Here is a 24,661-nt window from a genome sequence, read left to right on the forward strand (position 1 = left end):
TCAATCCCGTGAATGCGCCATATGGCGTAGACCCCACTTCCAGGCTTGCCGTACTACTGGTGGAGCTGATCGGCAACTGCCCTCGGGAGGTGGGTCCATGGCGGGAGAGACCACGCACCGGTGGATCGTGGTGCTGGACATCGAGAACTTCAGCCCGCGCCCGGATCCAGTGCAGAGGCGGGTGCGGGCCGCGATGTACGAGGTCCTCGACGGCGCCATGGAGCGTGCTGGACTCATGGCCGCGGACACCGTGGTCGAGGACCGCGGCGACGGTGTGCTGATGCTGATCTCCTCATCGGTCTCTCCGCTCCTGATCGCCGGACCCCTGGTGCGTGAGTTGGACGAGGAGCTCGCGCAGAAGGCGAATATGCTCAACGAGGCGCACGCCCTGCGCTTCCGCGTGGCGCTGCACCAGGGGCTCGTGACGCGGGATCCCCGGGGATGGTCGGGTGACGCGGTCAACACGGCGTGCCGACTGGTGGACGCCCAGCCACTGCGGGACGTGCTGACCGCCGCTCCCTCCGCGCGGATGGTCTTCGCCGTCTCGGACCAGACGTATCAGGGCGTGATCAGACACGGCCACCGGGGGATCGATCCCGCGGCCTATCTGCCGTACGGCTTCACCACCAAGCACGGCGAGGCCATCAGCAGCTGGATCACCGTGCCCGGGTATCCCGCGCCTCCCGGACTGCCCACAGCCGCAGCCGGACAGCAGGCGGATGACGCCGGCCAGCAGACGGGCGACGCCGGGCAGCAGACCGCGGACACCGTGCCCGCCGGTGCCGCGGGGCAGGCCACCGGAGGTCGCGGCACGGTCACGATGAACGCCGGGACCGTCCAGGGTGACCAGGTCGGCGGAGACAAGCACGTGACCGTGCACACCACCGGGACCGCGCGGCCATGACGGGCGGGGCGGCAGGAGGGACTCCGGCCGTCGGTGCTCCAGGGGGGAGCCAGCCGACGGCCGGTACGGGGGGAACAACGGGGGGAACAGCGGCGGGCGGGGCGGGGCCGGACCCCAAGCCGCCCGCCGCTGGTCAAGGCGGCGACACACCGGACAGCCGGCCCCCGGGGCAGCCGGGCGCGGAGGCCGGTGCGGCACAGCAGCAGACGCCGCAGGCAGGCCGCGGCGCGGAGTCGTACGAGGCCACCGGGCAGCTCGGACAGGGTTCGCAGCGGCGTGGCCATCTGCAGAACGCCGTCGCCAACGTCGAAGGGGACATGGTCGGCGGCGACAAGTTCGTACTGCTGCTGGGAGGCCAGAGACGTCGGTTACGGGTGCTGTCCCCGCTCATCGAGGAGCGTGTCCGGTTCGCCTACTGCGCGCATCAGGATCTGCCCGACAGCCGTGAGGCGCTGAAGCGGCAGAAGGTCCTGATCCTGCGCGGCGCGACCGGGTACGGCAAGTCCGCGCTGGCCGTGCGGGCGCTGCTCGGCGTCTGCCAGGGGCCGCTGTACCACCTGGACAGCGGCGTCGACTTCGCCTCCCTCGCCGAGCAGTTGGAGAGCGACAGCGGGGTGATCGAGACGGGGGTGGGCTTCCTGCTCGACCGCCCAGCCGACATCGGCAACCTCGGTCGCGAGGTCTACGAGAAGGTTCAGGGAGCGCTGGCCGCGGCCGGGGCCTGGATGGTCGTCACCGTCGCGAGCGGAGAGCTGGCCGACGGTCAGCTGCTGGCCGGTGTGAAGGATCTGACGGGAGCTCCGGAACCAGTGGCCGTGGTGCGCGCGCACACGCGGTGGCGGCTGGGGGAGCGCGAGGCCGACCATCTCCTGGCGCGCGCGGAAGTGCGCGAGGTGATCATGGAGTTGCTGGGCGACGCGCCCGCCTGCCAGCAGGCCGGTGACCTCGCCGCGGCCCTGTGCGAACAGCACGAGTCGGGCAGCGTGGACGTGGCACGGCTCAGGGAGCACCGGGCCCGTCTGGAGGCGGAGGACTTCGAGATCTGGGCCGAGAGCCTGCCGGACCCGGCGACGCGCAGTTTCGCCCTGGCCATGGCCGTACTCAACGGTCTGCCGCAGGAGGACATCGCCCAGGCCGCCCGGTCGCTGCGCGGCCGCATCGAGGACGACGGCCCGTACCTCAGGGGCACCGGACCCGATGGACGCGTCGTCCGGCCGAAGGATCCCTTCGTGACCCCGCTGAGGCGTCGGCTGGTGCAGCTGCGGGCCCAGGAGCTGGACCAGCCCGACGGTGAACCCGGGAAGGTACTGGAGTACAAGGACCCCGACTACGCGCGCCAGGTCATCCTCCACGCGTGGACCCAGTACGAGATCCAGGAGGAACTCCTCGACTGGCTCAGCGAGCTGGTGCTCCACCCTTCCGAACAGGTGCGGGTGTACGCGGCCGCCTCCGGGCTCGGCGTCCTCGCGGCCGAGTCCTACCGGCACATCGAGCAGCATGTCTTCCGCCGTTGGGCGCAGAGCGAGAACGCGCTGCGCCGTATCGCCGTGGCCTTCGCGCTCTCGGTCGCGTGCCAGGACCCATGGGTGCGCGAGCAGGCCGCCGCCCTCGTCAACGGCTGGTACGCCGACGACAGCCGTCCCCTGGGGCGGGCGACGGCAGCCCGGGTGCACGGTCTGGCGGCCGTGTCGGACAGCCCCGTCGCGGAGATCGCCCGACTGTTCGTGATCGACAGCGTCACGGTGGCCGTGGCCGTGGGCTGCGCGCTGGCCGACCTGGTGGCGGACGACCCGGACGCGGCGGGATCCGTGCTCGCCATGCTGCGGCAGAAGGCCGAGGAGCACAGGTCGCGGCGGGCCGCGCTGCTCGCCTTCCTGATCGTCGCGGCCCAGGTGGTCGTCGAGACCAAGGACGTGAAGCCGGCCGCCGAGGTCCCCCAGTGGCCGACGCTGCTCTTCCTGGCCCATCGCAGGGAGGAACTCCGGACCCCCTTCATCACCTTGTGGCGTGACGCCCTGAACGAGGCGTTCTTCCACGAAGAGGCGGAGCAGGTCATCGGCGGCTGGGCGGCGCTGGCCGAACAGGACTCCGAACTGCGGGAGATGTTCCGTCTGATGGTCGGGGCGATCGCCTACGGCGATGTGCGCTCGGGGCGCATCCTCCGCCAGTGCGCCGACGCCTGGACCCACTCGGACCGGATCGTCCCGTTGCCCCTCACCGCCGCGATGGTGCACGCACAGCTCGACCTGGAAAGGGTGTGAAGATGTCCGTCTCCCTCATCCTCAACGACCGTGCGATTCCGCGCAGTCGGGTAGGTGAGCTGTCCGATCTGCCGCCGGCGATCGCGATCGTCTATCCGGTGGACGGCGGCCCTTGGGAGGTCGAGTCCGTACGGACGCTGGGGCAGCGCTGGTTAGGACTGGGCAGGAACCGCTCCTGCTACGCCGTCGACCTCAGCGACCACCGGCGTCAGGCCGCCGTCACGAAGACACCGTTGACCTGCAGCGATGGTGGGCACCGTTTTCAGGCCACCCTGGATGTGGGGTTCCGGGTCCACGACCCCGTGCGCGTGGTGCGCGGGAACGTGCGCGATGCCCTCGGCGTCGTCTACGGCTATCTGACGGACCAGATCCGTCTGCACGCCTCGCAGTTCGCCATCACCGAGGCCATGCCCGCTCAGCAGCGCATCAACGGGGCGCTGGCCGCGGACATCCAACTCCCCGAGGGCATCACCATCTACCACTGCAAGGTCCAGATGGAGCCCGACGCCGCGGCGGCCCGGTACATCCAGGAGCTGGAGGAGTCCCGGCGGCGCAGCAAACTCGGCACGTACGTCCATCAGGCCGAGGTCGGCAAGGTCATGTCCGAGGAGCGCATCAAGGACATCGAGGAGGAGGGCCGACGGCGCCGGCAGGCCCAGGAGCGTGATCTGCTGCGCGGCGCACCGCTCGACTTCGAGAACCTGATCAGAGAGCACCTGGTCCGGCACCCGGGCGAGACCGCGCACGCCCTCGAACTGCTGGCCAGAGTCCGCGAGACCGAGGCAGCCCAGCACGAGATCCGGGACCAGCGGCACGCCGAGATGGTCCGGTACCTGATCGACCAGGGCGTCGTCAGGGAGGTCGACCTGCCGGGGCTGCGGCAGGGGGTGCTCGGCGCGAGCGCCCCCGGCACCGGCGTCGCGGGCGTCCTCGAACGTCCGGACGCGTCGCGGGCTCCAGGAGCCGGCGGTGGCGCGGCACCCGTCGCCGGAAACGCCCTTACGGGCGGCTCGGGCGGCCCGGGTGGCTTCGGCGGCCCGAGTGGCTCCGCTGGTTTGAGTGGCTCCGGCGGGCCCGCGCCCCAGGACGGCGGGCGGGTGCAGTGGGGCGGTAGCGGCAGCGGTCAGACGGCCGCGACGGCGCCGCCGGCGGGCCTGGTCCCGGTGTACGTCGTCCTGGACACCTCGTCGGCCGCGGCGGGATGTCTGACCGACCTGGGGAACGCGCTGCGCTCGTTGCAGACCCTGCTGGCCAACAGCCCCGATGTCGCCGCGGCGATCCGGCTGTCGGTGATCACGTACGCCGACCGTGCGGATGTGGTGCTGTCCCTCACCGAGGTCTCCTGGCGGACCGGGGTCCCGGGGCTCAGCGCCGCCCCGGGCTGTCGGTACCGGCCGGTGTTCCAGCGGCTGCTCGATCTCGTACCGCTGGAGACCGAACGGCTGAAGCAGCAAGTGCCCCGGGTGCTGCGGCCCGTTGTCTTCTTCCTGGGTGTGGGGCAGGCCGAGGACGACGTGGAATGGCCCGACACGCAGGCCGAGTTGATGCGGCACAAGTACGCGCCGCACATCGTGGCGTGCGCCATCGGGGACGGTCGGGTGCGTACGGCGCAGCGGATCGCCTCGCGGCCGGAGCTGGCCGTCGTCGCCACCGAGTCAGCCGCCCTGGACCAGTCGGCGGTGCAGTTCTCCGTGCTGTTGCAGAACACGGTGCTGCACCTCGGCCGGAGCGCGCTCGCCGGACAAATGGAACTGCGTCTGGACTGCCCACACGGTCTGAGACCGGTCACGGCGGATTGAGAGAGAGGGAGTTACCCGAATGGCTGAGACACTCGGGCAGTTGCTGCCGGTGTACGTGCTCGCGGACGAGTCGGGGTCGATGGCCCCGTACGTCAGCGATCTCAACGAGGGCATGAAGTCGCTGCACATCGCCTTGCTGGGGGAGCCGATGGCAGCCGCCAAGGTACGGTTCTCCGTCCTCGGCTTCTCCAACAAGGTCTCGGAACGGATGATCCTGGCCGACCTGAGAAGCGAGAACGAGCTGCCGCTGCTGTCGGCCGGCGGCGGGACGAACTACGACGCGGCCTTCGGCGCGCTGCTGCAACGCATCCCGCAGGACGTCGGGACCCTCAAGTCCCAGGGCTATCGCGTGCACCGTCCCGCGGTCTTCTTCCTCAGCGACGGACAGCCGAACTCGGGCGCGGACTGGAAGGACAAGCACCGTCGGCTCACCGACCGGTCCGTCACCAGCGCGGCGCCGAACGTGATCGCCTTCGGCATCGGCGCGGCCGAGGCGGAGACGATCCTGTCCGTCGCGACCCGGCAGGAGTTCGCGTTCGTGTCGATCCCGGGCGCCCAGCTGGGCGACTCCATCGCCAAGTTCTTCACCGCGCTCACCAAGAGCGTGGTCGAGTCCGGGAACGCGATGGCGTCGGGACAGGCCGAGCTCGTGGTCGAGAAGCCCGAAGGCTTCAGGCTCGCGATCGACGAGGTCTGATCGTGGCGCCGAGGCTGTGGAGGCGGGGTGGCCGGGACCCGTCGGACCCGTCGGACGCGTCCGGCTCCAACGGTTCCGACAGTTCCGACGGGTCCGCTCGTGCTGATGAGGGGGGCGGTCCGATCGGAGAGGCGGGTGTGGTGGGCGTGGAGGCGACCGGTGAGACGGGTCCGGCCGGTGCCGGATCTGTGGGGTTCGGGGCCGGGGGAACGGCGTACGGCGGCGGCGATCCGATGACCGGGCGGTCGTTCGGCCCCGCCCCGCCGTCCCACGAGCCGAGCGCATGGCCCGCTCACGACGGACAGCGTGAGCAGCCTCGGCATGCGGCGCCGCGGCCGGAGCCGTATGCCGGACCCGGCTCGCCCCCGGGGGATGCCGCTGCCTGGACGGGTGAAGGCGAACAACCGCCGTCGCCCGAGTCGTCGGCGGGCGCGGCTCAGTCACCGGCGGAGGGTTACGGGCCGTACGACCCCCGGCTGTCCGTCACCCGGCAGCCGTACGGTCCGCCGCAGGGACAACAGCAGGGGCCGGGACAGGGGCCGGGACACGGACAAGGGCCAGGGCCGGGACAGGGGCCGGGGCAGCGGCTGCCCGCGGACGCGGCGCCCGCTTCCTTGCCCGCTTCTCGCCCCGCGCCCACCCGATGGGAGCGCATCGTCCTGGGCAGGGCCACCGCGCGTGTGGAGCCGAAACCGCCCCCGGCCGCCCCCTACCGACCGGACACGGTGTTCGACGGCTGGTCCACTCCGCGGCTGACCATGCGGCTGGCCTCCGTCCGCGGCGACGAGCACCGCTTCAGCGGGCTGCCCCGGCAGGACGAGGCGGTCGTGGCCTGGCACGAGCCGTCGGGTGCGGTGGTGTTCGCCGTGGCCGACGGGGTCTCCTCCGCACCGCAGTCGCACGTGGGTGCCGTACTGGCCTGTCGTACGGCCGTCAACGACGTGCTGACGCAGCTCGCCGAGGACCGGGCGCGCCCGGACTGGTCCCGGGTGCTGCGGGCGGCCGCGTATCAGCTGGTGATGCGGGTCGCGGGCGGCGGACAGCCCGGCGAGAAGGACTATGCCGAGGCGGCCCGGACCCTGGCGACGACCCTTGTGGCGGGCACGGTCGAACCCACCCCGGAGGGCGCCATGCGCGTCACGCTGGTCCGGGCGGGCGACTCCTCGGCGTGGTGCCTCAGGAGCGGTCAGTACAGCGAGCTGCTGTACGACGAGGGCCAGGGGAGCGGCGAGATCTCCAGCACCGCCGTGGTCGGGCTGCCGTGGGTGCCGCCGCGTGTCGTGCCGAGGTCGTTCGACCTGCCCCCGGACTGTGTGCTGCTGGTGGGCACGGACGGGTTCGGCGTCCCGCTCGGCGACGGCAGCGGCATGGTGGGCAGCCTCTTCGCCGGTGAGCTCGGCTCCCCGCCGGACGAGCCCAGGACCCTGGCCCACCTGCTGGACTTCTCACGGGAGACGTTCGACGACGACCGGACCCTACTCGCCGTGTGGACCCGCCGACAGCGGCCCGGTGAGGTGCCGTGAGCGCTACCGGGGCACCGCGCATCCCGTACTCCTCGCTGTCCATGGGCCCGCGCCTCGGCGACGGCGGCCAGGGCACGGTGTGGACGGTCCACAAACGCCTGATCAACAACACCTGGCCGGTCGTGTACAAGGAGTACAAGCAGGACGCGCTCGGCAAGTTGAAGGTGGACGCGCTGGAGCGCATGGTCGGCTTCCTGCCCGGCATGACGGCCCCGGAGGGGCGCTGGCTGGCGGAGCACACGGCGTGGCCCGCCGCGCTGGTGACCGAGGGAGCGGCGGTCCGTGGGTTCTTGATGCGGCAGATCCCGGACGAGTACTTCATCACCCTGCGCAGCAGCGGGGAGAAGAAGCCCGCGGGCTTGGAGTTCCTGCTGAACCCCGAGGCGTATCTGCGCAAGGTCGTCGGGGTGGTGCCGTCCCCCCGCCAGCTCTTCTCCCTGCTGCTCGCCCTGGCCGACACACTCCACCGGCTGCACACCCTCCATGTGGTGGCCGGTGATCTGTCACCGAAGAACCTGCTGTTCTCGCTGTCCGGACAGCCCGGCTGTTTCCTGATCGACTGCGATGCCATGGGGGTCGGCGGCGAGTGGGTGCTCAAGCCGGTGCAGACACCCGCGTGGGGGCTGCCCGCCGGGGAGCAGCCCGTGACACCGCAGGGCGACGTCTACAAGTTCGCGCTGCTGGCCGTCCGGCTCTTTCTGCGGGAGCAGCAGGGGGACGACCCGACGGTTCTACGGTCGGTGAACCGTGCCGTGGCCGAGCTGGCCGTACGCGGCCTGCACAGAACACCGGGCAACCGGCCCGCGCTCGCGGAGTGGCTCGAACCGCTGCGCCAGGCGGTCGCCTCGGCGCCGAACGCCTGGCCGAGCCGTACGGCGCAGACGGTCGGCAACCCGTCGGTCGGCAACCCGTCCGTCGGCAACCCGTCCGTCGGTACGCAGACGGTCGGCACGCCGGCCGCTCCTGCGCAAGCGGCCGGCGGACGGTCCGGGAACGTGGGCACAGGGTCCCCTCGGCCGTCGGCCTCCGGGCCCGGCCGGGGCCGACCCGCTTCGACGACGTCCTACGGGACGTCCTACGGGACGCCCTACGGCGGGAACGCGCCCTCGCGCGGTTCGTCCCCGCCTCGCCGGGGGACGGGGCAGCTGGTGGGGTTGCTCCTGCTGGCGATCGTCGGCTGGGGAGGCTGGACGGCGCTGCACCATGCGGACGACGGCAGCGCGGGCAGCTCCAGCAGCGCGGGCTCCGGCAGTGGTGGCGGCTCCGGCAGCAGTGGCACCGACCAGGTGACCCAGACCCCGGCGACACGCCAGGCCCAGGCGGAGGGACTGAACGGGCTGCTGGTCGACAACAGCGGCAATCGTGGAAGTGTCGCCAAGGCCGTTCAGTCGGTGCTGTCCTGTCCCGGGTCCGCCGCTCTCCAGGACGCCAGAGAGGTGTTCGGCAGCGCGGCCGACGCGCGTTCCGGGCTGCTCGACAAACTGGACACACTCGCTGTCGATCAGCTTCCCGACAGCATGACCTCGGACTTGCGTACGGCCTGGCAGAGTTCGCGGGACGCCGACCAGGCCTATGTCCGGCTGGTCGACGAGGTGTCGGGCGGCTGCGTACGCGGTCAGGTCACCGCCGCGGACGCGTGGCAGGACGCCTCGCGCGCCGGCGAACGGGCCACGACGGCGAAGAAGGACTTCGTCGCCGCCTGGAACCCCGTCGCGGAGACGTACGGCATGCGCTCGCTGGCCTGGACGGACCTGTGAGCTACCGACCCGCGAGGTACGGACCTGCGAGGTACGGACCTGCGAGGTACGCACCTGCGAGGTACGGACCGGGGGCGTGCGGCGACGGGGGTGCTTCAGCTTCTGCCGTCGGGCGTGCTCTCGCACTCCCGCTTCAGCGCGTCGGCGTTGTCGATGACGAGGTGCGTACGGCCGGTGGTCACCCAGCCGTCGGTTCGCCACTGCTCGAGAATGCGGCTGACGGTCCTGCGGGAGCTGAGTACCAGCCCGGCGAAGTCGTCCTGGGACAGCGGCAGTCCGATCTCGACCGCTCCCGAGGCGTGCCGCCGTCCATAGGCCGTGCCGAGTTCGAGGAGCAGCGCGGCGAGTCTGGCGGCGACCGTGTCGGCGCCCGCCGAGGTCCGCTGTCGGTCGGCGTCCCTGAGCCGCGCCGAGAGCATCTGGTGGACGGCGGCCGTGATGTCCGGGTGGGAACGCGCGGCCTGGCGGAAGGAGTCGGCGGCGATCCACAAGGCCTGAACGGTGGTGAGCGCCGTCAGCGTCGCCGATCGTGGCCCGCCGTCCAGGCCGGCCTGCTCACCGAGGAGGTCGCCGGGGGTGCGGAGCGCGAGCACCGCCTGATAGCCGGCGGAGGAGACGGCGGTCACCTTGACGCAGCCGCTGCCGACGACCAGGAGGTGGTCGGTGAGGTCGTCCTGCCTCATCAGGTGCCGGCGTGCCGCGAACGTCCGCACCTCACCCACGTTCCGCAGCGCCTTCCGGGCGGCGTCGTCCAGCAGGCTCCAAAAGGGAGTTCTGCCGGGCCCGTGCCGGCCCGGCGCGCCACTTCCGAAATCCGCCGTCATCGCCCTTCCTTCCGGTCCACCCGTGGTGAGGTCGGCCCGGAGCCGGCGCGTCGTCGGCCCGTGCGCATGAGGCCGTGCGGGCGGACTCTCGCACCATAACGGTCAAGCGGCGGGAAGGTGGCGAACCGGCCCACTGTGCCGGGGACTTCACATGGGCCTGTCCCGGCGCAACCGGCGGTCCAGTGCCATCGACAGTTCCGCCTCCACCACGCTCTTCGCCAGCGGGCGCAGGCGTTTCAGGTCCTCCGTCGTGCGGTTGTGGGTGAGGATGACGGTGGCGAAGAGTTCGGCGAGGGCGTCGGCGTGGTCGCGGACGCGGCGCGCGGCGGTGAGGACGTCGGCCAGCGGGATGCCCTCGCGGACCAGGGCCGCCGAGACATCGAGGAGGCGGCGGCTGATGTGGACGATCTCGCCGCCGTCGGTGGCGAGGTAGCCGAGGTCGAGGGCCGCGGCGAGGTTCTCCGGGGTGGCCTGGCCGGCGAAGACGTCGGCCAGTTCCTCGGGGGAGAGGCGGACGGGGGTTTCCTCGGTGGGTTCGCCGAGGCCGAGGAGTTCGCCGACGTCGCGGCCGTGGTCGAAGGCCTCGGCCAGCTCGGCGATGCCGCTCAGGGTGTGGCCGCGTTCCAGGAGCGCAGAGATCGTACGCAGACGGGCCAGGTGGGTGTCGCCGTACCAGGCGATACGGCCCTCGCGGCGGGGCGGCGGTATCAGCTTGCGCTCCCGGTAGAAGCGCAGGGTGCGCACGGTGATGCCGGCCTCCTTGGCCAGCTCCTCCATCCGGTACTCACGCTTCTCCGCCACGTGCGAAACCTTACGTCGTACCGTCGGTAACTTTCGTGGCCGCGACCCCTACCCATCAGTACGTACCTGCTCTACCCTCCCCATTGCGCCAGTGTTCACTGGCAGGGTCGTGCGGCTGGGAGGCGTCGGGATGGGCGGAGAGGTCGGGACGGCCGAGCATGAGCATGAGCATGTGCGCGTGGCGGTGGTCGGGTCCGGGTTCGGCGGTCTGGGGGCCGCGGTGCGGCTGCGGCGCGAAGGGGTCACCGACTTCGTCGTCCTGGAGCGGGCCGGGAGTGTGGGCGGTACGTGGCGCGACAACAGTTACCCGGGGTGTGCCTGTGATGTGCCCTCCCATCTGTACTCGTTCTCGTTCGCGCCCAACCCCGACTGGCCGCGCACCTTCTCGGGGCAGGAGCACATCCGGGCCTATCTGGAGCACGTCACCGATGTCTTCGGGCTGCGCCCGCACCTCCGCTTCGACTCCGAAGTGAAGATGATGACGTGGGACAAGAAGAAGCTTCGGTGGGAGATCGAGACCAGTAGCGGGGTCCTGACCGCCGATCTCGTCGTGTCCGCCACCGGGCCGCTGTCCGATCCGTCGATCCCCGATGTTCCGGGGATCGACTCCTTTCCCGGCAAGGTCTTCCACTCGGCCCGCTGGGACCACGACTACGACCTGCGCGGCAAGCGCGTCGCCATGATCGGTACGGGGGCCTCGGCCATCCAGATCGTGCCCGCCATTCAGCCGGAGGTGGCCCGGCTGACCCTCTTCCAGCGCACTCCGCCGTGGGTGATGCCCCGCGTCGACCGGGCCATCAGCGGCGCCGAGCGATGGCTGCACAAGCAGTTGCCCTTCACCACGCAGGCCCGGCGTGGATGGCTCTGGGGGATCAGGGAACTGCAGGTCCAGGCGTTCACCAAGCGGCCCGATGAGCTCGGTCTCGTCGAGCGGCTGGCCAGGCGGAACATGGCCCGGGCCGTGAAGGACGCCGGTCTGCGGGCCAAGCTGACCCCCGACTACCGGATCGGGTGCAAGCGGATCCTGCTCTCCAACACCTACTACCCCGCGCTCACCCGGGCGAATGTCGACGTCGTGGCCTCCGGGCTCGCCGAGATCGACGGTTCCACCCTCGTCGCCGCCGACGGCAGCACGGCCGAGGTCGACGCGATCATCTTCGGTACGGGCTTCCACGTCACCGACATGCCGATCGCGCAGCGGGTCGTCGGCGCGGAGGGCAAGACGCTCGCGGAGGTGTGGCGGAGCGGTATGAAGTCGCTGCGCGGGGCCACCGCGTCCGGGTTCCCCAACTGGATGACGATCATCGGGCCCAATACGGGGCTGGGCAATTCCAGCATGATCCTGATGATCGAGTCCCAGCTGAACTACATGGCCGACTTCGTACGGCAGCTGGACGTCCTTGGGGGACGCGTCGCCCTCGATGCGCGGCCCGGCGCCGTGCAGGGCTGGAACCACGAGGTTCAGGAGCGGATGAAGCGCACGGTCTGGAACACCGGCGGCTGCACCAGCTGGTACCTCGACGCGAACGGCCGCAACACCACGATCTGGCCGGGCACGACGACCGAGTTCCGTAGCGCGACGCGGCGGGTGGACCTGGGAGAGTACGAGGTGCTGCGGGCGCCCCAGCCGCGCACCGGGACCACCCCCACGACCACCCCGAAGTCCTCTACCCCGAAGTCCACCCCGGAGTCCATCCCCAAGAAGAAGGCGGAGGCCGGAGCGTGAGCCGACTGACGCAGGTGGAGCACGAGGCGTACGCGCCGCCCGTGCCCGCGCGCGAGCTGACCGCCGTTTCCGCCGACGGCGCCCGGCTGCACGTCGAGGTGCACGGGCCCGAGGACGCTCCGCCCGTCGTCCTCGCGCACGGCTGGACCTGTTCGACCGCCTTCTGGGCCGCGCAGATACGGGACCTCGCCGCCGACCACCGGGTGATCGCGTACGACCAGCGCGGGCACGGACGCAGTCCCGCGAGCGGGACGTGCACCACGGACGCGCTCGCCGACGACCTGGAAGCCGTGCTCGCGGCCACGCTCGGGCCCGGTGAGAAGGCCGTGCTCGTCGGGCACTCCATGGGCGGGATGACGCTGATGGCCGCCTCGGCGCGGCCGCGCTTCCGGGAGCACGCGGCGGCGGCCCTGCTGTGCAGCACGGGCAGTTCGCGGCTGGTGGCCGAGGCGCGGGTGGTGCCGATGCCCGCCGGGTGGCTGCGGACCCAGGTCACCCGGCGGATCCTCGGATCCCGGGCGCCGCTCGGGCCCGTCACACCGGTCGCCCGGCGAATCCTCAAGTACGCGACCATGGGCGCCGGTTCGTCGCCGGGCATGGTCGAGGTGTGCGCCCGGATCGTGCACGCGTGTCCGCGCACGGTGCGCCACGCCTGGTCGCGGGTGCTCGACCTGCTCGATCTCGACCACGGCGTACGGGAGTTGGCGGTGCCCACGGCCGTGGTGGTGGGTACGGCGGACCGGCTGACGCCCGTGGTGCACGCCCGCGCCCTGGTCGCCACGCTGCCGAACTGCGTCGGCCTCACCGAACTGACCGGGCTCGGACACATGACACCGGTGGAGGCGCCGGAGCTGGTCACCTCCCGCATACGCGAGCTCGTTTCCACCTACGGAGAGATCAAGGAGGGCGCATGAGCAGGGTGAGTCTGGAGGGGCAGGTCGCGGTCGTCACGGGAGCCGCGCGCGGCGTCGGTGAACTCCTCGCCCGCAAGCTCTCCGCGCGCGGCGCCACGGTCGCGCTGGTCGGCCTGGAACCGGACGCGCTCAAGCGGGTCTCGGAGCGGCTGCACGGCGAGAGCGGCTTCTGGTACGCCGATGTCACCGACCACGAGGCGATGGCTCGGGTCGCGGCCGAGGTGAAGGAACGATTCGGGAAGGTCGACATCGTCGTCGCCAACGCCGGGGTCGCGAACGGCGGGCCCTTCATGGAGTCAGATCCCGTCGCCTGGCGGCGGGTCATCGAGGTCAACCTCATCGGGTCGGCGGTCACCGCGCGGGCGTTTCTGCCCGTGTTGATGGAGAGCCGCGGGTACTTGCTGCAGATCGCCTCGCTGGCGGCCATCACACCGGCGCCGATGATGACCGCGTACTGCGCGTCCAAGTCGGGCGTGGAGGCGTACGCGCACAGCCTGCGCGCCGAGGTCGGCTACAAGGGCGTACGCGTCGGGGTCGGGTATCTGTCCTGGACCGACACCGACATGGTGCGCGGCGCCGACCGGGACGAGGTGATGCGCGAACTGCGGCAGCGGCTGCCGTGGCCGTCCAACAAGACCTATCCGCTGGGGCCGGCGGTCGATCGCATCGTCGCCGGGATCGAGCGGCGCTCCAGCCATGTGTACGCGCAGTGGTGGCTGCGCGGGATGCAGGGCGTCCGGGGCTACCTGCCCGGGATCATCGGGGCGGTCGGGCAGCGGGAGATGCGGCGGTTCGAGCCGCGGCTCAAGGGCGTGGGTACGGGGCTGGTCGGCGCCGGTGGGGCGGCCGACGAGCAGCGGCGGCAGGGGATCTCACCGTGAGTAACTGCCCAAAATGCGTGCTTTCTCCGTGCGTGTAAGTCTGGTCGAGCCCGATCCCCCTCACCCACAAACGGGAGTGAAACCTCATGGGCAAGAAGGACCAGACGCAGAGCAAGGCCGAGAACATGAAGCAGCAGACCAAGAAGAAGATGGGCCAGACAGGCCAGGAGAAGGGCACGCCGGGCGAGCGCACCTCGCAGCCGGGCGAGCGTTCCCCGCGGCCGGGCGAGCGTTCCCCGCAGGGGCGTGAGCGGTCGATCCCGGAGAACGAGCGTCTGCAGCAGGAGGCGCAGGACCGGTTCGACCAGGACTACGACGCGTAGCCGCTGCGCTGGGCTCAGGCCGAGGTGTGGGGTGCCCTCTTTATTGGGGGCGCCCCACGCTTTTGTTTGGGGTCGGGGGGTGCGTTGTCGGGTGCGGGTGCGTTGTGGCTGGTCGCGCAGTTCCTCGCGCCCCTGAGTAAGGGGCGCGCCCCTTACTGATTCCTCGGGGGGAGTTTTGGTCTTGATCTGTCCGGGACGTCTGTGTAGTCGGGTGGGGAGGCCGCGGGGTGGGTGGTCAGGAGGTCCAGGGCCAGTTGGATCGCGGTGTCCATCTCGGTGTGGTGGCCCTCCGCCCACTCCAGCGGGGTGCGCAGGACCGCCAGGTCCGGGGGGACGCCCTGGTTCTCGATGGACCAGCCGTACGCGTCGAACCAGGCCGCGTTCATCGGCACCGTGATCACCGTGCCGTCGCCGAGGCGGTGGCGGCCGGTCATGCCGACGACTCCGCCCCAGGTGCGCTGGCCGACCACCGGGCCGAGCTTCAGCAGCTTGAAGGCGGCGGTGATCATGTCGCCGTCGGAGGCGGTCGCCTCGTCGGCGAGGGCGACGATCGGGCCGCGCGGGGCGTTCGAGGCGTACGACACCGGCTGGGCGTTGCGCGTCAGGTCCCAGCCCAGGATCGTGCGGGTCAGCTTCTCGACGACGAGCTCGCTGATGTGGCCGCCCGCGTTGCCGCGCACGTCCACGATCAGTGCGGGACGCGAGACCTCCAGGCGCAGATCGCGGTTGAACTGGGCCCAGCCCGAACCGCCCATGTCGGGGATGTGGAGGTAGCCGCAGCGGCCGCCGCTCAGCTCCCGTACGACTTCGCGGCGTTTGGCCACCCAGTCCTGGTAGCGCAGGGGCCGCTCGTCGATCAGCGGGACGACGGCGACCCGGCGTGAGTGGCCCTCGCCCGCCGCCGGGGTGAACGTCAGCTCCACCGTCGTACCGCCCGCGCCCGCGAGCAGCGGGTACGGGCCGGTCACCGGGTCCACCGGGCGGCCGTCGACGTGGGTGAGGACCGCGCCCTCGCGGATGCCCGTGCCGGCGAGCGGTGAGCGGGCCTTGGAGTCCGAGGAGTCGCCGGGGAGGATGCGTTTCAGTATCCAACTGCCGTCGCGGCGGACGAAGTTGGCGCCCAGCAGTCCCTGCAGGCGCTGGTAGTGGGCCGGACCCTCGTTGCGGCGGGCGGCGGCGACGTAGGCGTGGGAGGTGCCGAGTTCGCCGAGGACTTCCCGCAGGAGGTCGGCGAAGTCGTCGGGGGAGGCGACCCGTTCGACGAGCGGGCGGTACTGGGTGAGCACCCCGTCCCAGTCGATGCCGCACATATGGGGTTCCCAGAAGTAGGCGCGGGTGAGGCGGCCCGCCTCCTCGTAGGCCTGGCGCCATTCGGCGGGCGGGTGCACCTCGTGGATGATGCGGCGCAGGTCGATCCAGACCGTCGAGTCGGAGTCGCCGGACTCGGTGGAGGGGACGGCGCGCAGGTCGCCCTCGTCCACGACCACCAGCCGCGAGCCGTCGCCGCTCACCGCGAACCAGTCCAGGTGCTGGACGAGTTCGGACTTCTTCGCCTTGCTGATGTTGAAGAACTCCAGCGTCGGCCGGCCAGAGGTGTCGTCGGGGTTGACGAAGGTCTCGCCCAGCGCGCCCGAGATCGGCCAGCGCAGCCAGACCAGGCCGCCGCCCGCGACCGGGTGGAGCGCCGAGTACTTGGAGGCGGCGACCGGGAAGGGGGTCACCCGGCTCGCCAGCCCTTCCAGTTCCACGCTCACCGCGCCGTCGGCGCCCTCGTCCTCGATCGGGTCCAGGCCCCCGGCGACCGGCCGCCCCTCGGGGTTGAGGGCGAAGGGGGAGGGGGTGGCGGAGGACAGCGGGACGAGGTACGGGCGGCAGCCGAGCGGGAAGGACAGGTCGCCGGTGTGGACGTCGTACACCGGGTCGAAGCCGCGCCAGGAGAGGAAGGCCAGGTAGCGGCCGTCCCGGGTGAAAACCGGGCTCTCGTCCTCGAAGCGGCCGTTGGTGACGTCGACGATCAGCCGGTCCTTTATCCGCGCGATCTTGATCTGGCGGAGGGACCGGCCGATTCCCGGTTGCGACCACGTCAGCCAGGCGCCGTCCGGGGAGAAGGCGAGATCGCGCACCGGCCCGTTGATCGACCTGATCAGCTCCGTGACCTCGCCTCCCCCGGACTCCGTCCGGGAGGTGTCCCCGGACTCCTCTGTGCCCGCGGCGGCAGCCGCTGTATCGGAAGTATCAGATGTGTCGGGCACATCAGAGGTGTCGGAGGTATCAGAGGTATCAGAGGTATCAGAGGTATCGGACACGGTGAGGAGCAGCAGCCGTCCGTCGTGCGCGGCGATCGCGAGGCGTTCACCCTGCGAGTCGGACACCAGTTCCAGTACGCGGCCCAGTTCGCCGGAGGCGAGGCGGCGCGGCTCGCGTTCGCCGGAGGCCCGCGGCAGATAGGTGATCTCGATCGCGTCCTCGCCGTCCGCGTCGGTGACGTAGGCGACCTGGCCGCTGGAGCCGAGCATCTCGGGGAGCCGGACCCGTACGCCGGGGGTGTCCGCGATGGTGCGGGCGGGGCCGTCGCGGTGGGTGAGCCAGTACAGGCTGCCGCGTACGACGACCGCGCTGGCCCGCCCCGTCTCGTCGACCGAGATCCCGTCGACGTGCTGGGCCGCGGGCACCTGGTACGTACGCCGTCCCGCGCGCGGACCGCCCAGGCGGACGTCGAGGCGGCGTGGGACCGAGTCCGCGGACAGGTCGTCGACGATCCACAGGTCCCCGGCGCACTGGTACACGACCCGGGTGCCGTCGCTGGAGGCGTGCCGGGCGTAGAAGGCGTCGTGGTCGGTGTGGCGGCGCAGGTCGGAGCCGTCGTACGCGCACGAGTACAGGTTTCCGATGCCCTCGTGGTCGGAGAGGAAGGCGATTCGGCCGCCGACGAACATGGGGGAGTCGAGGTGGCCGTCGAGGTCGGCGAGCAGCCGCCGTCCGTGCAGCCAGAGCCGGCCGGTGGCGCCGCCCCGGTAGCGCTTCCAGGAGGCGGGTTCGTGCGGTGGGGTGCCGGTGAGCAGCAGTGTCTTGTGTTCGCCGTCGATGTCGGCGACCTGGATGGCCGAGACCGGGCCCCAGGGGAGTGCTCCGCCGGGGTCGCCGTTGGTGGGGACCTTGTAGGCCCAGGTGAAGTAGGAGAAGGGCTGGTTGTGCGAGGCGACGGCGAGGATGTCGCTGTGTCCGTCCTTCTCCGGGGGTGACCAGCCGCAGACCTGGGTGTCCGCGCTGCCCCAGTAGGTGAGCCGGTGGCCGGGGCCGCCGTCCACCGGCGCGAGATGGATCTCCGGCACGAGGCTGCGCCAGCTCGTGTACGCGATGTGCCGGCCGTCGGGGGAGAAGCGGGGGTGGCCGACCTTGGTCCGGTCGACGGTGAGCCGCCAGGCGCGGCCGGGCCCGTCGAGGGGGGCCACCCACAGGTCGTCCTCGGCCGCGAAGCACAGCCGGTCGCCGCTGAGGTGCGGGAAGCGGAGGTAGCCGGAGGCGTTGTCCCCGGTGGTCGCCTTCTCGTGCGCGTCGCTCACCTACCCATGCTTTTCCTCTGGGCGGGCCGTGGCAACTCGTGAACATGTGTGCGTGTATGTGAAGGGGTGCGGGTGCGCGGGTGCGCGTGACTCAGGACACGTACGAAACGGTTTCGTTTCGCAGAAGCTCGGGGTATCGTCGTAGACGTACGACGGTGATGTACGAAACAGTGTCGTTCGGAGTGAGAACCGGAGTCGGAGGGTGAGTGGGATGACTGAGACCGCGACGGTGCGACGCAGTCGGATCACGCCCGAGCGTGAGGCCGAGCTGTACGCGGCCGTGCTCGACCTGCTCCGGGAAGTCGGCTACGACGCCCTGACCATGGACGCCGTAGCCGCCCGCACCAAGTCCAGCAAGGCCACCCTCTACCGCCAGTGGGGCGGCAAGGCCGAGCTCGTCGTGAGGGCGCTGAGGAAGCAGAAGCCGGCCGCGCTCGGTGGTGTCGACACCGGGTCCCTCCGGGGCGACTTCCACGCGATGGTGCGGCGCGAGGACGACTGTCATATGGAGCAGAACTCCGCGCTGATGCGGGCTCTGGCCATGGCGATCCATGCGAACCCCGATCTCCTGAAGGCCTTCCGGGAACTGATCATCGAGCCGGAGGTCGAGGAGATGCGGTCGGCGTTGCAGCGCGCCGTCGACCGGGGGGAGATCCGCCCGGACAACCCCGCGATGGACTATGTGCTGCACATGATGATCGGTGGCTTCGTGGCCCGGACCCTGATCGACGATCTGCCACCGACCCAGGCCTACCTCACCTCGTACATCGACGCCGTGATCCTCCCCGCTCTCGGCGCCTGATCCCTGTACGACTCCTCGATCATCCCCAGTAAGCGCACCTGACACGACCGCTCACGTCGTCGGGCTGATCTCCCCTGCCCAGTTGCCATCCCACGACCTGACCGGGAGTACGCACTCGTGGCCACATTCCTCTACAAACTAGGCCGACTCGCCTTCAGGCGACGGCACTTCGTCGCCCTGATATGGGTGGCGCTGCTGACGCTCGCGGGTGTCGGCGCGGCCTCCGCGCCCACCGCGGGCGCATCCTCCTTCTCGATCCCCGGCACCGAGGCGCAGAAAGCCTTCGACCTGCTGGAGCAGCGCTTCCCCGGCATGAGTGCCGACGGCGCGACCGCCCGCGTCGTCTTCAAGGCGCCCGCCGGCGAGAAGTTGGGCGACAAGGCCAACAAGGCGACCGTCGAGAAGACCGTCAAGGCGCTCGGCGACGGTTCCGAGGTCACCTCCGTCTCCGACCCCTTCAAGTCCCACGCGGTGAGCAGGAACGGGTCGGTCGCCTACACCTCGGTGAAGTACAAGGTGTCCGGCATGGAGCTGAAGGACGCCTCGAAGACCGCACTGGAGGACACCGCTCAGCAGGCGCGGGATGCCGGGCTGACCGTCGAGGTGGGAGGTGACGCCCTCCAGGCGACGCCCGAGACCGGGTCCACCGAGGTCATCGGTATCGCGGTCGCCGCGGTGGTGCTCGTCATCACCTTCGGTTCGCTGATCGCGGCGGGGCTGCCGCTGCTGACCGCGCTGATCGGCGTGGGCATCGGCGTCTCGACGATCACGGCGCTCGCGAACGCGCTCGACCTGGGCACCACGACGTCGACCCTGGCGATGATGATCGGCCTCGCGGTCGGCATCGACTACGCGTTGTTCATCGTTTCCCGCTACCGCGCCGAGCTGGCCGAGGGCCGGGAGCGCGAGGAAGCGGCCGGGCGGGCCGTCGGCACGGCGGGCTCCGCGGTGGTCTTCGCGGGTCTGACGGTCGTGATCGCGCTGGTCGGCCTGTCGGTCGTCAACATCCCGATGCTGACGAAGATGGGTGTCGCGGCGGCGGGCACGGTCGCCATCGCCGTCTTCATCGCGCTCACCCTGATTCCGGCCCTCCTCGGCTACACGGGCCGCAAGGTCCAGCCCGCCGGCAAGAAGAGCAAGCTGCTCGGCGGCGGCCGGGCCGCTCGCAAGGAGGGCAAGCCCAACATGGGCACCCGCTGGGCGAGCTTCGTCGTCCGCCGTCCGCTCGCCGTGCTGGTGCTCGGTGTGCTCGGCCTGGGCGCCGCGGCGCTTCCGGCGGCCTCGCTCCAGCTGGGCCTGCCCGACGACAGTTCGCAGCCGACGTCGACCACACAGCGCCGCGCGTACGACCTGCTGGCCGACGGCTTCGGCCCCGGCTTCAACGGTCCCCTGATGCTCGTCGTCGACGGCAAGTCGAGCGACAACCCCAAGGCCGCGGCCACCAAGGTCGTCGACACGGTCAAGGGCATGAAGGACGTCGTGTCGGTCAGCCCGGCGGCGTTCAACAAGGCCGGGGACACCGCGACGATCACGGTCATCCCCGACTCCAAGCCGTCCTCCGTCAAGACCGAGGACCTGGTGCACGCCATCCGTGACACGGGCGGCGACATCAAGGCGGACACCGACGCGCAGGTGCTGGTCACCGGCACGACGGCCATGAACATCGACTTCTCGCAGAAGCTCAACGACGCGCTGATCCCGTATCTCGCGCTGGTGGTCGGCCTCGCCTTCCTCCTCCTGATCGTGGTCTTCCGCTCGATCCTGGTCCCGCTGAAGGCGGCGCTCGGCTTCCTGCTGAGCGTGATGGCGGCCCTCGGCGCGGTCGTCGCGGTCTTCCAGTGGGGCTGGCTGTCCGGCCTCATGGGGGTCGAGGAGACCGGCCCGATCATGTCGATGATGCCGATCTTCATGGTGGGTGTCGTCTTCGGTCTCGCGATGGACTACGAGGTGTTCCTCGTGACCCGGATGCGCGAGGCGTACGTCCACGGGGAGAAGCCCCACCAGGCGATCGTGACCGGCTTCAAGCACGGCGCCCGTGTTGTCACGGCCGCGGCCGTCATCATGATCGCCGTCTTCTCCGGTTTCATCGGTTCCAGCGAGTCGATGATCAAGATGATCGGCTTCGGCCTCGCGATCGCGGTCTTCTTCGACGCGTTCGTGGTCCGCATGGCGATCGTCCCGGCGGTGCTCGCTCTGCTGGGCAAGAAGGCCTGGTGGCTGCCGAAGTGGCTGGACCGGGCACTGCCCAACGTGGACGTGGAGGGCGAGGGGCTGCGTACCGCGGAGGAGAGGGGCGACGGCCGCGGCGGCAGGGACGAGGACCGGGAGCTGGTGCGGGTCTGAGGCCTGACCGAGGCTTGCCTGTGGCCTGGCTGAGGCCTGACTGATGTGGTGAGGGGCACCCTGCGTTGTGGCGGGGTGCCCCTCACTATTGCCCTCACTTGCCCCCGGTGGCCGGGTCCTCGGCGAACACCTCGGTGGTGGAGGTGGCGGTGATGGCTCGGTTGAACCAGCGGGTGAGAGTGTCGAGGTCGTTGCATTTGGAGATGCGTTCGCGGTCGGCGTCCGGGACGAGGACGCCGCGGCGGTCGAGGAGGAGCAGGACGTCAGCCGTTCTGCCCCGGGAGTATCCCTTGAGGTACTCCCAGGAAGTCTCTCTGACGTAGATCTCGCCGTATCCCCGGGCAAGTTCCTCGCGCACTCGCTCGGCGCGGACCTCCCGGGCCAGCGCGCCGACGGGCACGGGCTCTTCGGGGAACCTTTCGGAGAGGGGGGTGACCTTGGAAACGGACAGGCCCACGCGGTTCAGGGCCGTAAGGATGCCCTCGGCCGCGACCTCGGCGGGAATGTCCGAACGTTCTGACCAGGAGGACGATGTGAGGGCCCGGCAGAGCTCTTCGGACGGTCCGTTGCTCGGGGGGTTCTCTGTCACTGCTTCTCACCGGGTTCCTGGGTGGCCGGGTCCTCGGCGAACACCTCGGCGGTGGAGGTGGCGGTGATGGCGAGGTCGATCCAGTGGGTGAGGGTGTCGGGGGCGTCGCAGGTGGTGATGCGGTCCCGGTCGGCGTCGGAGACGGGGATGCCTCGGCGGTCGAGATGGTGGAGGAGGTAGTTGGCGAGCGCCTTGACCTCCCCCTCGGCGCGACCTTCGTCGCGGAGCTCCTGTGACAGCGATGACGTGAAGAATGAGGTTTCGGCGGCCAAGAGTTGCCTCCAGAGCTTGAGGGCCTCGGTCTTGTCCAGGCCCTGATTGGTGAATTCCGCGAAGACTCGCGCGCTGTCCGGGTCGCGGGCCTCCATGGCCCTCAAAGCTGCTGCCAGTACCTTGAGTGTGGCATCGACCGACCGGTCCCGGGCGTGCAGAACGGCGGACAGAACAGTCATCGGGACGTCGCGGGTGGCTTCGTCCACGGTCTCGATGAGGGGGATGTCGTCCGGTCCGAAGACCAGGGGCCGCAGGGCGAGACCTTGCCACTGCGGGGGGCCGATCTTCACGGGGCGGGCCGCCCAGTCAGCGGTCTTCCGGTCCCGGCAGATGACGAGGAGCACGGGCGGAACCTTGTACTTGTCGTTCACGAAGGCCATGTACCAAGCCCAGCTGGCATGTTTGGACTCGTCCGGTTTTCCCTGTGCTTCGACGGCGACGATGTAGCTGCAGGCCGCCTCCTTGATTTCTAACAGCGTGTCCACCCGCCGCTCCACCGGGTGGTTCTCGCTGAGGTCGGTGGGGAGTTCGGTGACGGAGATCGGCGTTCCGAACGCCGGGATGCCGAGCTTGCGGGTGACGCGGGCGAAGAGTCCCGGATCCTGACGGAAGATCCGGTGCATCGCCTCGTGCGGGGAACTGACCATCGTGGAGATTGCGCTCCTTACGTCTTCCTTGACGTCATTCGTGATGAACGGTGGTGAGCATATGACGGTGGGATATGTGCTTACACGGCCAATCGGGTGGTGATCACCCATGTGGGTGATGAATCCTGCTTACGTCCACGTCCGCCCAGACCGTCTTCCGGGGCGGCGGACCGAGCACCACGCCCCAGCGGGCGGCCAGCGCCGCCACCAGTACGAGCCCCCGGCCCGATTCCGCCTCCGGCTCCGGGCTGTCGAGGTGGGGGAGTCGGTCACCCCGCGTGTCCGTCACCTCGATACGGAGCGTGTCGCCGACCACGTACAGCGTCAGCCGGAAGTCACGGCCTGCGACCCGGCCGTGCGTCGCCGCGTTGGTGGCCAGTTCGGCCACGATCTGGCTTGCCGCCTCCAACGGAAGCCCCCAGCTGCGGAGTTGCTCCACCGCGAGCAGCCTGGCCAGGCGGGCGCCGCGGGGTGTGGGGGACAGGATCACGCTGAAGTTGCGAATGGGGGAGCCGAGTTGGGCGTGGGGGTCGGCGGTTTCTTGATTCACGTCACTCAGCGTGGCGGGTTCTGCGTACGGTGGGGAGTCGCGGCGCGTGTGCGTACGGTGACTGTCCGGCGTTTGTCTCGGGCTGTCTCGGCTGTCTCCGTGCCGTACGGGTACGGGAGCGCGTTGGAGGTGGGCGATGAGTGAAGACGTGGACGAGGCGGGCTGGGGAATCGAGCCCGGGGACGAGATGGCGCCGATGATCGAGGTCGTCGGCGGTGTCATCAAGTTCTATCGAGAGGCCGCGGGGATGCGCGCGGCCGACTTCGGGGAGGCGATCGGGTACGGCGAGGACATGATCCGCAAGATCGAGCGTGGGGCGCGGATTCCCCGGACGGAGTTCCTCTACCAGGCCGACGAGGCGCTGAACGCGGGCGGGGCGATCACCGCGCTGCGGATGCACACGGAGAAGGCGCGCTATCCGAAGAAGGTGCGGGAGCTGGCGAAGCTGGAGGCGCGGGCGGTTGAGTTGCTCTGGTACCGCACCCACAACCTTCATGGGTTGTTGCAGACACCGGAGTACGCGAAGGCGCTGTTCGAGATGACGCAGCCCGCGCTCTCGGCGGACGTGGTGGCGCGGGAGGCCGACGCCCGCATGGCCCGAAAGGTGATCTTCGAACGGGATCCCGCCCCGACGCTCGGCTTTGTCCAGGAACAGGTAACGCTGGAACGCCCCTACGGGGGGAAGATGGTGTTACGTCGACAGCTCGAACACCTGCTGGAGGTGGCGCGGTTGCGGAACGTGACACTTCAGGTCATGCCGACCGACCGGGAGGAGCACGCCGGGACGCAGGGCCTGATCGAGGTGCTGAAGTTTCAGGACGGCACGGCGGTCGGGCGATCCGACGGGGCGTTCAACGGCCGCCCGGTCTCAAGTCCCAGGGATCTTCGGATCCTTGAGCTGCGCTATAGCATGATCCGGGCGCAGGCTCTCACGCCGAGGGAGTCGCTGGCCTTCATCGAGCAGAAGCTGGGAGAACTATGAGCATCAGGGAACTCCACTGGTTCAAGAGCAGCTACAGCGACAGCGGCGAACCAGGCGACTGCGTGGAGGTGGCGCTCGACTGGTTCAAGAGCAGCCACAGCGACAGCGGCGAAGCCGGCGACTGCGTCGAGATAGCCGTGGCCCCCACCACCATCCGCATCCGCGACTCAAAGACCCCCGCCGCCCCTCACCTCACCGTCGCTGCGACCACCTGGGCCGACTTCCTCACGTACGCGTCGTCCAACCGTCAGTGGTGAGGTGACCGTGCGGACCCCTACTGGCTGTCTGCTGCCAAGCTGATGGTGTTGGCGAATCCGCTGCCGGGGGACCACCCTTCCCGCAAACCGTGAACACTTTCGCGGAAAGTGTTCACCGTTTCCGGCACCTACGGGGTGGAGGCGTCACCGCCGACCGGATTCACCAAAGGCGTCCGGCCGTCCGCCGCTGAGCCGACCCGGCGTGCCGCCGAGGTGCGAGGGCGCCCGTCGACGTCGGACACGCG

At 70.3% G+C, this 24,661-nt stretch carries 20 protein-coding genes; 14 read left to right on the forward strand and 6 right to left on the reverse strand.

Translation table 11 applies throughout. From position 1 onward, the window contains the following. The first annotated feature begins 97 nt into the window (after positions 1–97). The 6 genes from OG747_RS26205 (at position 98) to OG747_RS26230 (ending at position 8,941) form a co-directional block, all read left to right on the forward strand. Positions 98–904, forward strand: a complete 807-nt coding sequence (locus tag OG747_RS26205) for a hypothetical protein (protein WP_405881829.1) — start codon at positions 98–100, stop codon at positions 902–904. Further along, complete coding sequence (locus OG747_RS26210) at positions 901–3,165, forward strand: hypothetical protein (RefSeq protein ID WP_405881831.1); 2,265 nt, start codon at positions 901–903, stop codon at positions 3,163–3,165. The genes OG747_RS26205 and OG747_RS26210 overlap by 4 nt, the downstream gene beginning before the upstream one ends. Before the next feature lie 2 nt (positions 3,166–3,167). Next, a complete protein-coding gene (locus OG747_RS26215) occupies positions 3,168–4,964 on the forward strand; it encodes a hypothetical protein (RefSeq protein WP_405881832.1) in 1,797 nt (598 codons plus the stop codon). Positions 4,965–4,983: 19 nt separating this feature from the next. Beyond that, positions 4,984–5,661, forward strand: a complete 678-nt coding sequence (locus tag OG747_RS26220) for a vWA domain-containing protein (RefSeq protein WP_405881833.1) — start codon at positions 4,984–4,986, stop codon at positions 5,659–5,661. Between the two features lie 614 nt (positions 5,662–6,275). Continuing rightward, on the forward strand, positions 6,276–7,184 hold the full coding sequence (locus OG747_RS26225; protein ID WP_405881834.1) for a protein phosphatase 2C domain-containing protein: 909 nt from the start codon (positions 6,276–6,278) through the stop codon (positions 7,182–7,184). Then, positions 7,181–8,941, forward strand: coding sequence for a hypothetical protein (locus OG747_RS26230; RefSeq protein WP_405881836.1), 1,761 nt, complete (start codon positions 7,181–7,183; stop codon positions 8,939–8,941). The genes OG747_RS26225 and OG747_RS26230 overlap by 4 nt, the downstream gene beginning before the upstream one ends. A 95-nt stretch (positions 8,942–9,036) precedes the next feature. Here the strand turns inward: OG747_RS26230 and OG747_RS26235 are convergent, their stop codons facing one another. Then, positions 9,037–9,765, reverse strand: coding sequence for a Crp/Fnr family transcriptional regulator (locus OG747_RS26235; RefSeq protein WP_405881837.1), 729 nt, complete (start codon positions 9,763–9,765; stop codon positions 9,037–9,039). Between the two features lie 147 nt (positions 9,766–9,912). Continuing rightward, a complete protein-coding gene (locus OG747_RS26240; RefSeq protein ID WP_405885673.1) occupies positions 9,913–10,542 on the reverse strand; it encodes a MerR family transcriptional regulator in 630 nt (209 codons plus the stop codon). Between the two features lie 154 nt (positions 10,543–10,696). Here OG747_RS26240 and OG747_RS26245 point away from each other — a divergent pair, with 154 nt between their 5' ends. The 4 genes from OG747_RS26245 to OG747_RS26260 all read left to right on the forward strand — a co-directional run bounded on the left by OG747_RS26245 (position 10,697) and on the right by OG747_RS26260 (position 14,410). Next, complete coding sequence (locus OG747_RS26245; protein WP_405881838.1) at positions 10,697–12,292, forward strand: flavin-containing monooxygenase; 1,596 nt, start codon at positions 10,697–10,699, stop codon at positions 12,290–12,292. Next, positions 12,289–13,206, forward strand: a complete 918-nt coding sequence (locus OG747_RS26250; protein ID WP_405881839.1) for an alpha/beta fold hydrolase — start codon at positions 12,289–12,291, stop codon at positions 13,204–13,206. Before OG747_RS26245 ends, OG747_RS26250 begins: the two co-directional genes overlap by 4 nt. After that, complete coding sequence (locus OG747_RS26255) at positions 13,203–14,087, forward strand: SDR family oxidoreductase (RefSeq protein WP_405881841.1); 885 nt, start codon at positions 13,203–13,205, stop codon at positions 14,085–14,087. Before OG747_RS26250 ends, OG747_RS26255 begins: the two co-directional genes overlap by 4 nt. 86 nt (positions 14,088–14,173) lie before the next feature. Beyond that, entirely contained in the window at positions 14,174–14,410 is a 237-nt protein-coding gene (locus OG747_RS26260) for a hypothetical protein (RefSeq protein ID WP_405881842.1), read from the forward strand. A gap of 152 nt (positions 14,411–14,562) precedes the next feature. Here OG747_RS26260 and OG747_RS26265 read toward each other — a convergent pair whose 3' ends face one another. Beyond that, a complete protein-coding gene (locus OG747_RS26265; RefSeq protein ID WP_405881844.1) occupies positions 14,563–17,973 on the reverse strand; it encodes a S41 family peptidase in 3,411 nt (1,136 codons plus the stop codon). Between the two features lie 211 nt (positions 17,974–18,184). On the opposite strand from OG747_RS26265, the gene OG747_RS26270 reads away from it, so the two are divergent. Together OG747_RS26270 and OG747_RS26275 are read left to right on the forward strand one after the other, a co-directional pair. After that, a complete protein-coding gene (locus tag OG747_RS26270) occupies positions 18,185–18,775 on the forward strand; it encodes a TetR/AcrR family transcriptional regulator (protein WP_405881845.1) in 591 nt (196 codons plus the stop codon). A gap of 117 nt (positions 18,776–18,892) precedes the next feature. Further along, positions 18,893–21,118: an MMPL family transporter gene (locus tag OG747_RS26275; RefSeq protein WP_405881846.1), complete on the forward strand. Its 2,226-nt coding sequence runs from the start codon at positions 18,893–18,895 to the stop codon at positions 21,116–21,118. 94 nt (positions 21,119–21,212) lie between these two features. Here the strand turns inward: OG747_RS26275 and OG747_RS26280 are convergent, their stop codons facing one another. From OG747_RS26280 to OG747_RS26290, 3 genes are all read right to left on the reverse strand, one after another. Beyond that, entirely contained in the window at positions 21,213–21,707 is a 495-nt protein-coding gene (locus OG747_RS26280; RefSeq protein ID WP_405881847.1) for a hypothetical protein, read from the reverse strand. Further along, complete coding sequence (locus OG747_RS26285) at positions 21,704–22,627, reverse strand: hypothetical protein (protein ID WP_405881849.1); 924 nt, start codon at positions 22,625–22,627, stop codon at positions 21,704–21,706. The genes OG747_RS26280 and OG747_RS26285 overlap by 4 nt, the downstream gene beginning before the upstream one ends. Positions 22,628–22,730: 103 nt before the next feature. After that, positions 22,731–23,177, reverse strand: coding sequence for an ATP-binding protein (locus OG747_RS26290; protein ID WP_405881850.1), 447 nt, complete (start codon positions 23,175–23,177; stop codon positions 22,731–22,733). Positions 23,178–23,313: 136 nt separating this feature from the next. Between OG747_RS26290 and OG747_RS26295 the strand changes: the two genes are divergently transcribed. Both OG747_RS26295 and OG747_RS26300 read left to right on the forward strand, forming a co-directional pair. Further along, positions 23,314–24,159 (forward strand): helix-turn-helix domain-containing protein, encoded by an 846-nt coding sequence (locus OG747_RS26295; RefSeq protein WP_405881852.1) that lies wholly within the window; start codon positions 23,314–23,316, stop codon positions 24,157–24,159. Then, positions 24,156–24,416 (forward strand): DUF397 domain-containing protein, encoded by a 261-nt coding sequence (locus tag OG747_RS26300; protein ID WP_405881854.1) that lies wholly within the window; start codon positions 24,156–24,158, stop codon positions 24,414–24,416. Before OG747_RS26295 ends, OG747_RS26300 begins: the two co-directional genes overlap by 4 nt. Positions 24,417–24,661: the final 245 nt, after the last annotated feature.

Origin of the sequence: Streptomyces sp. NBC_01384 (assembly GCF_045040035.1) — a bacterium.
GTDB lineage: Bacteria > Actinomycetota > Actinomycetes > Streptomycetales > Streptomycetaceae > Streptomyces.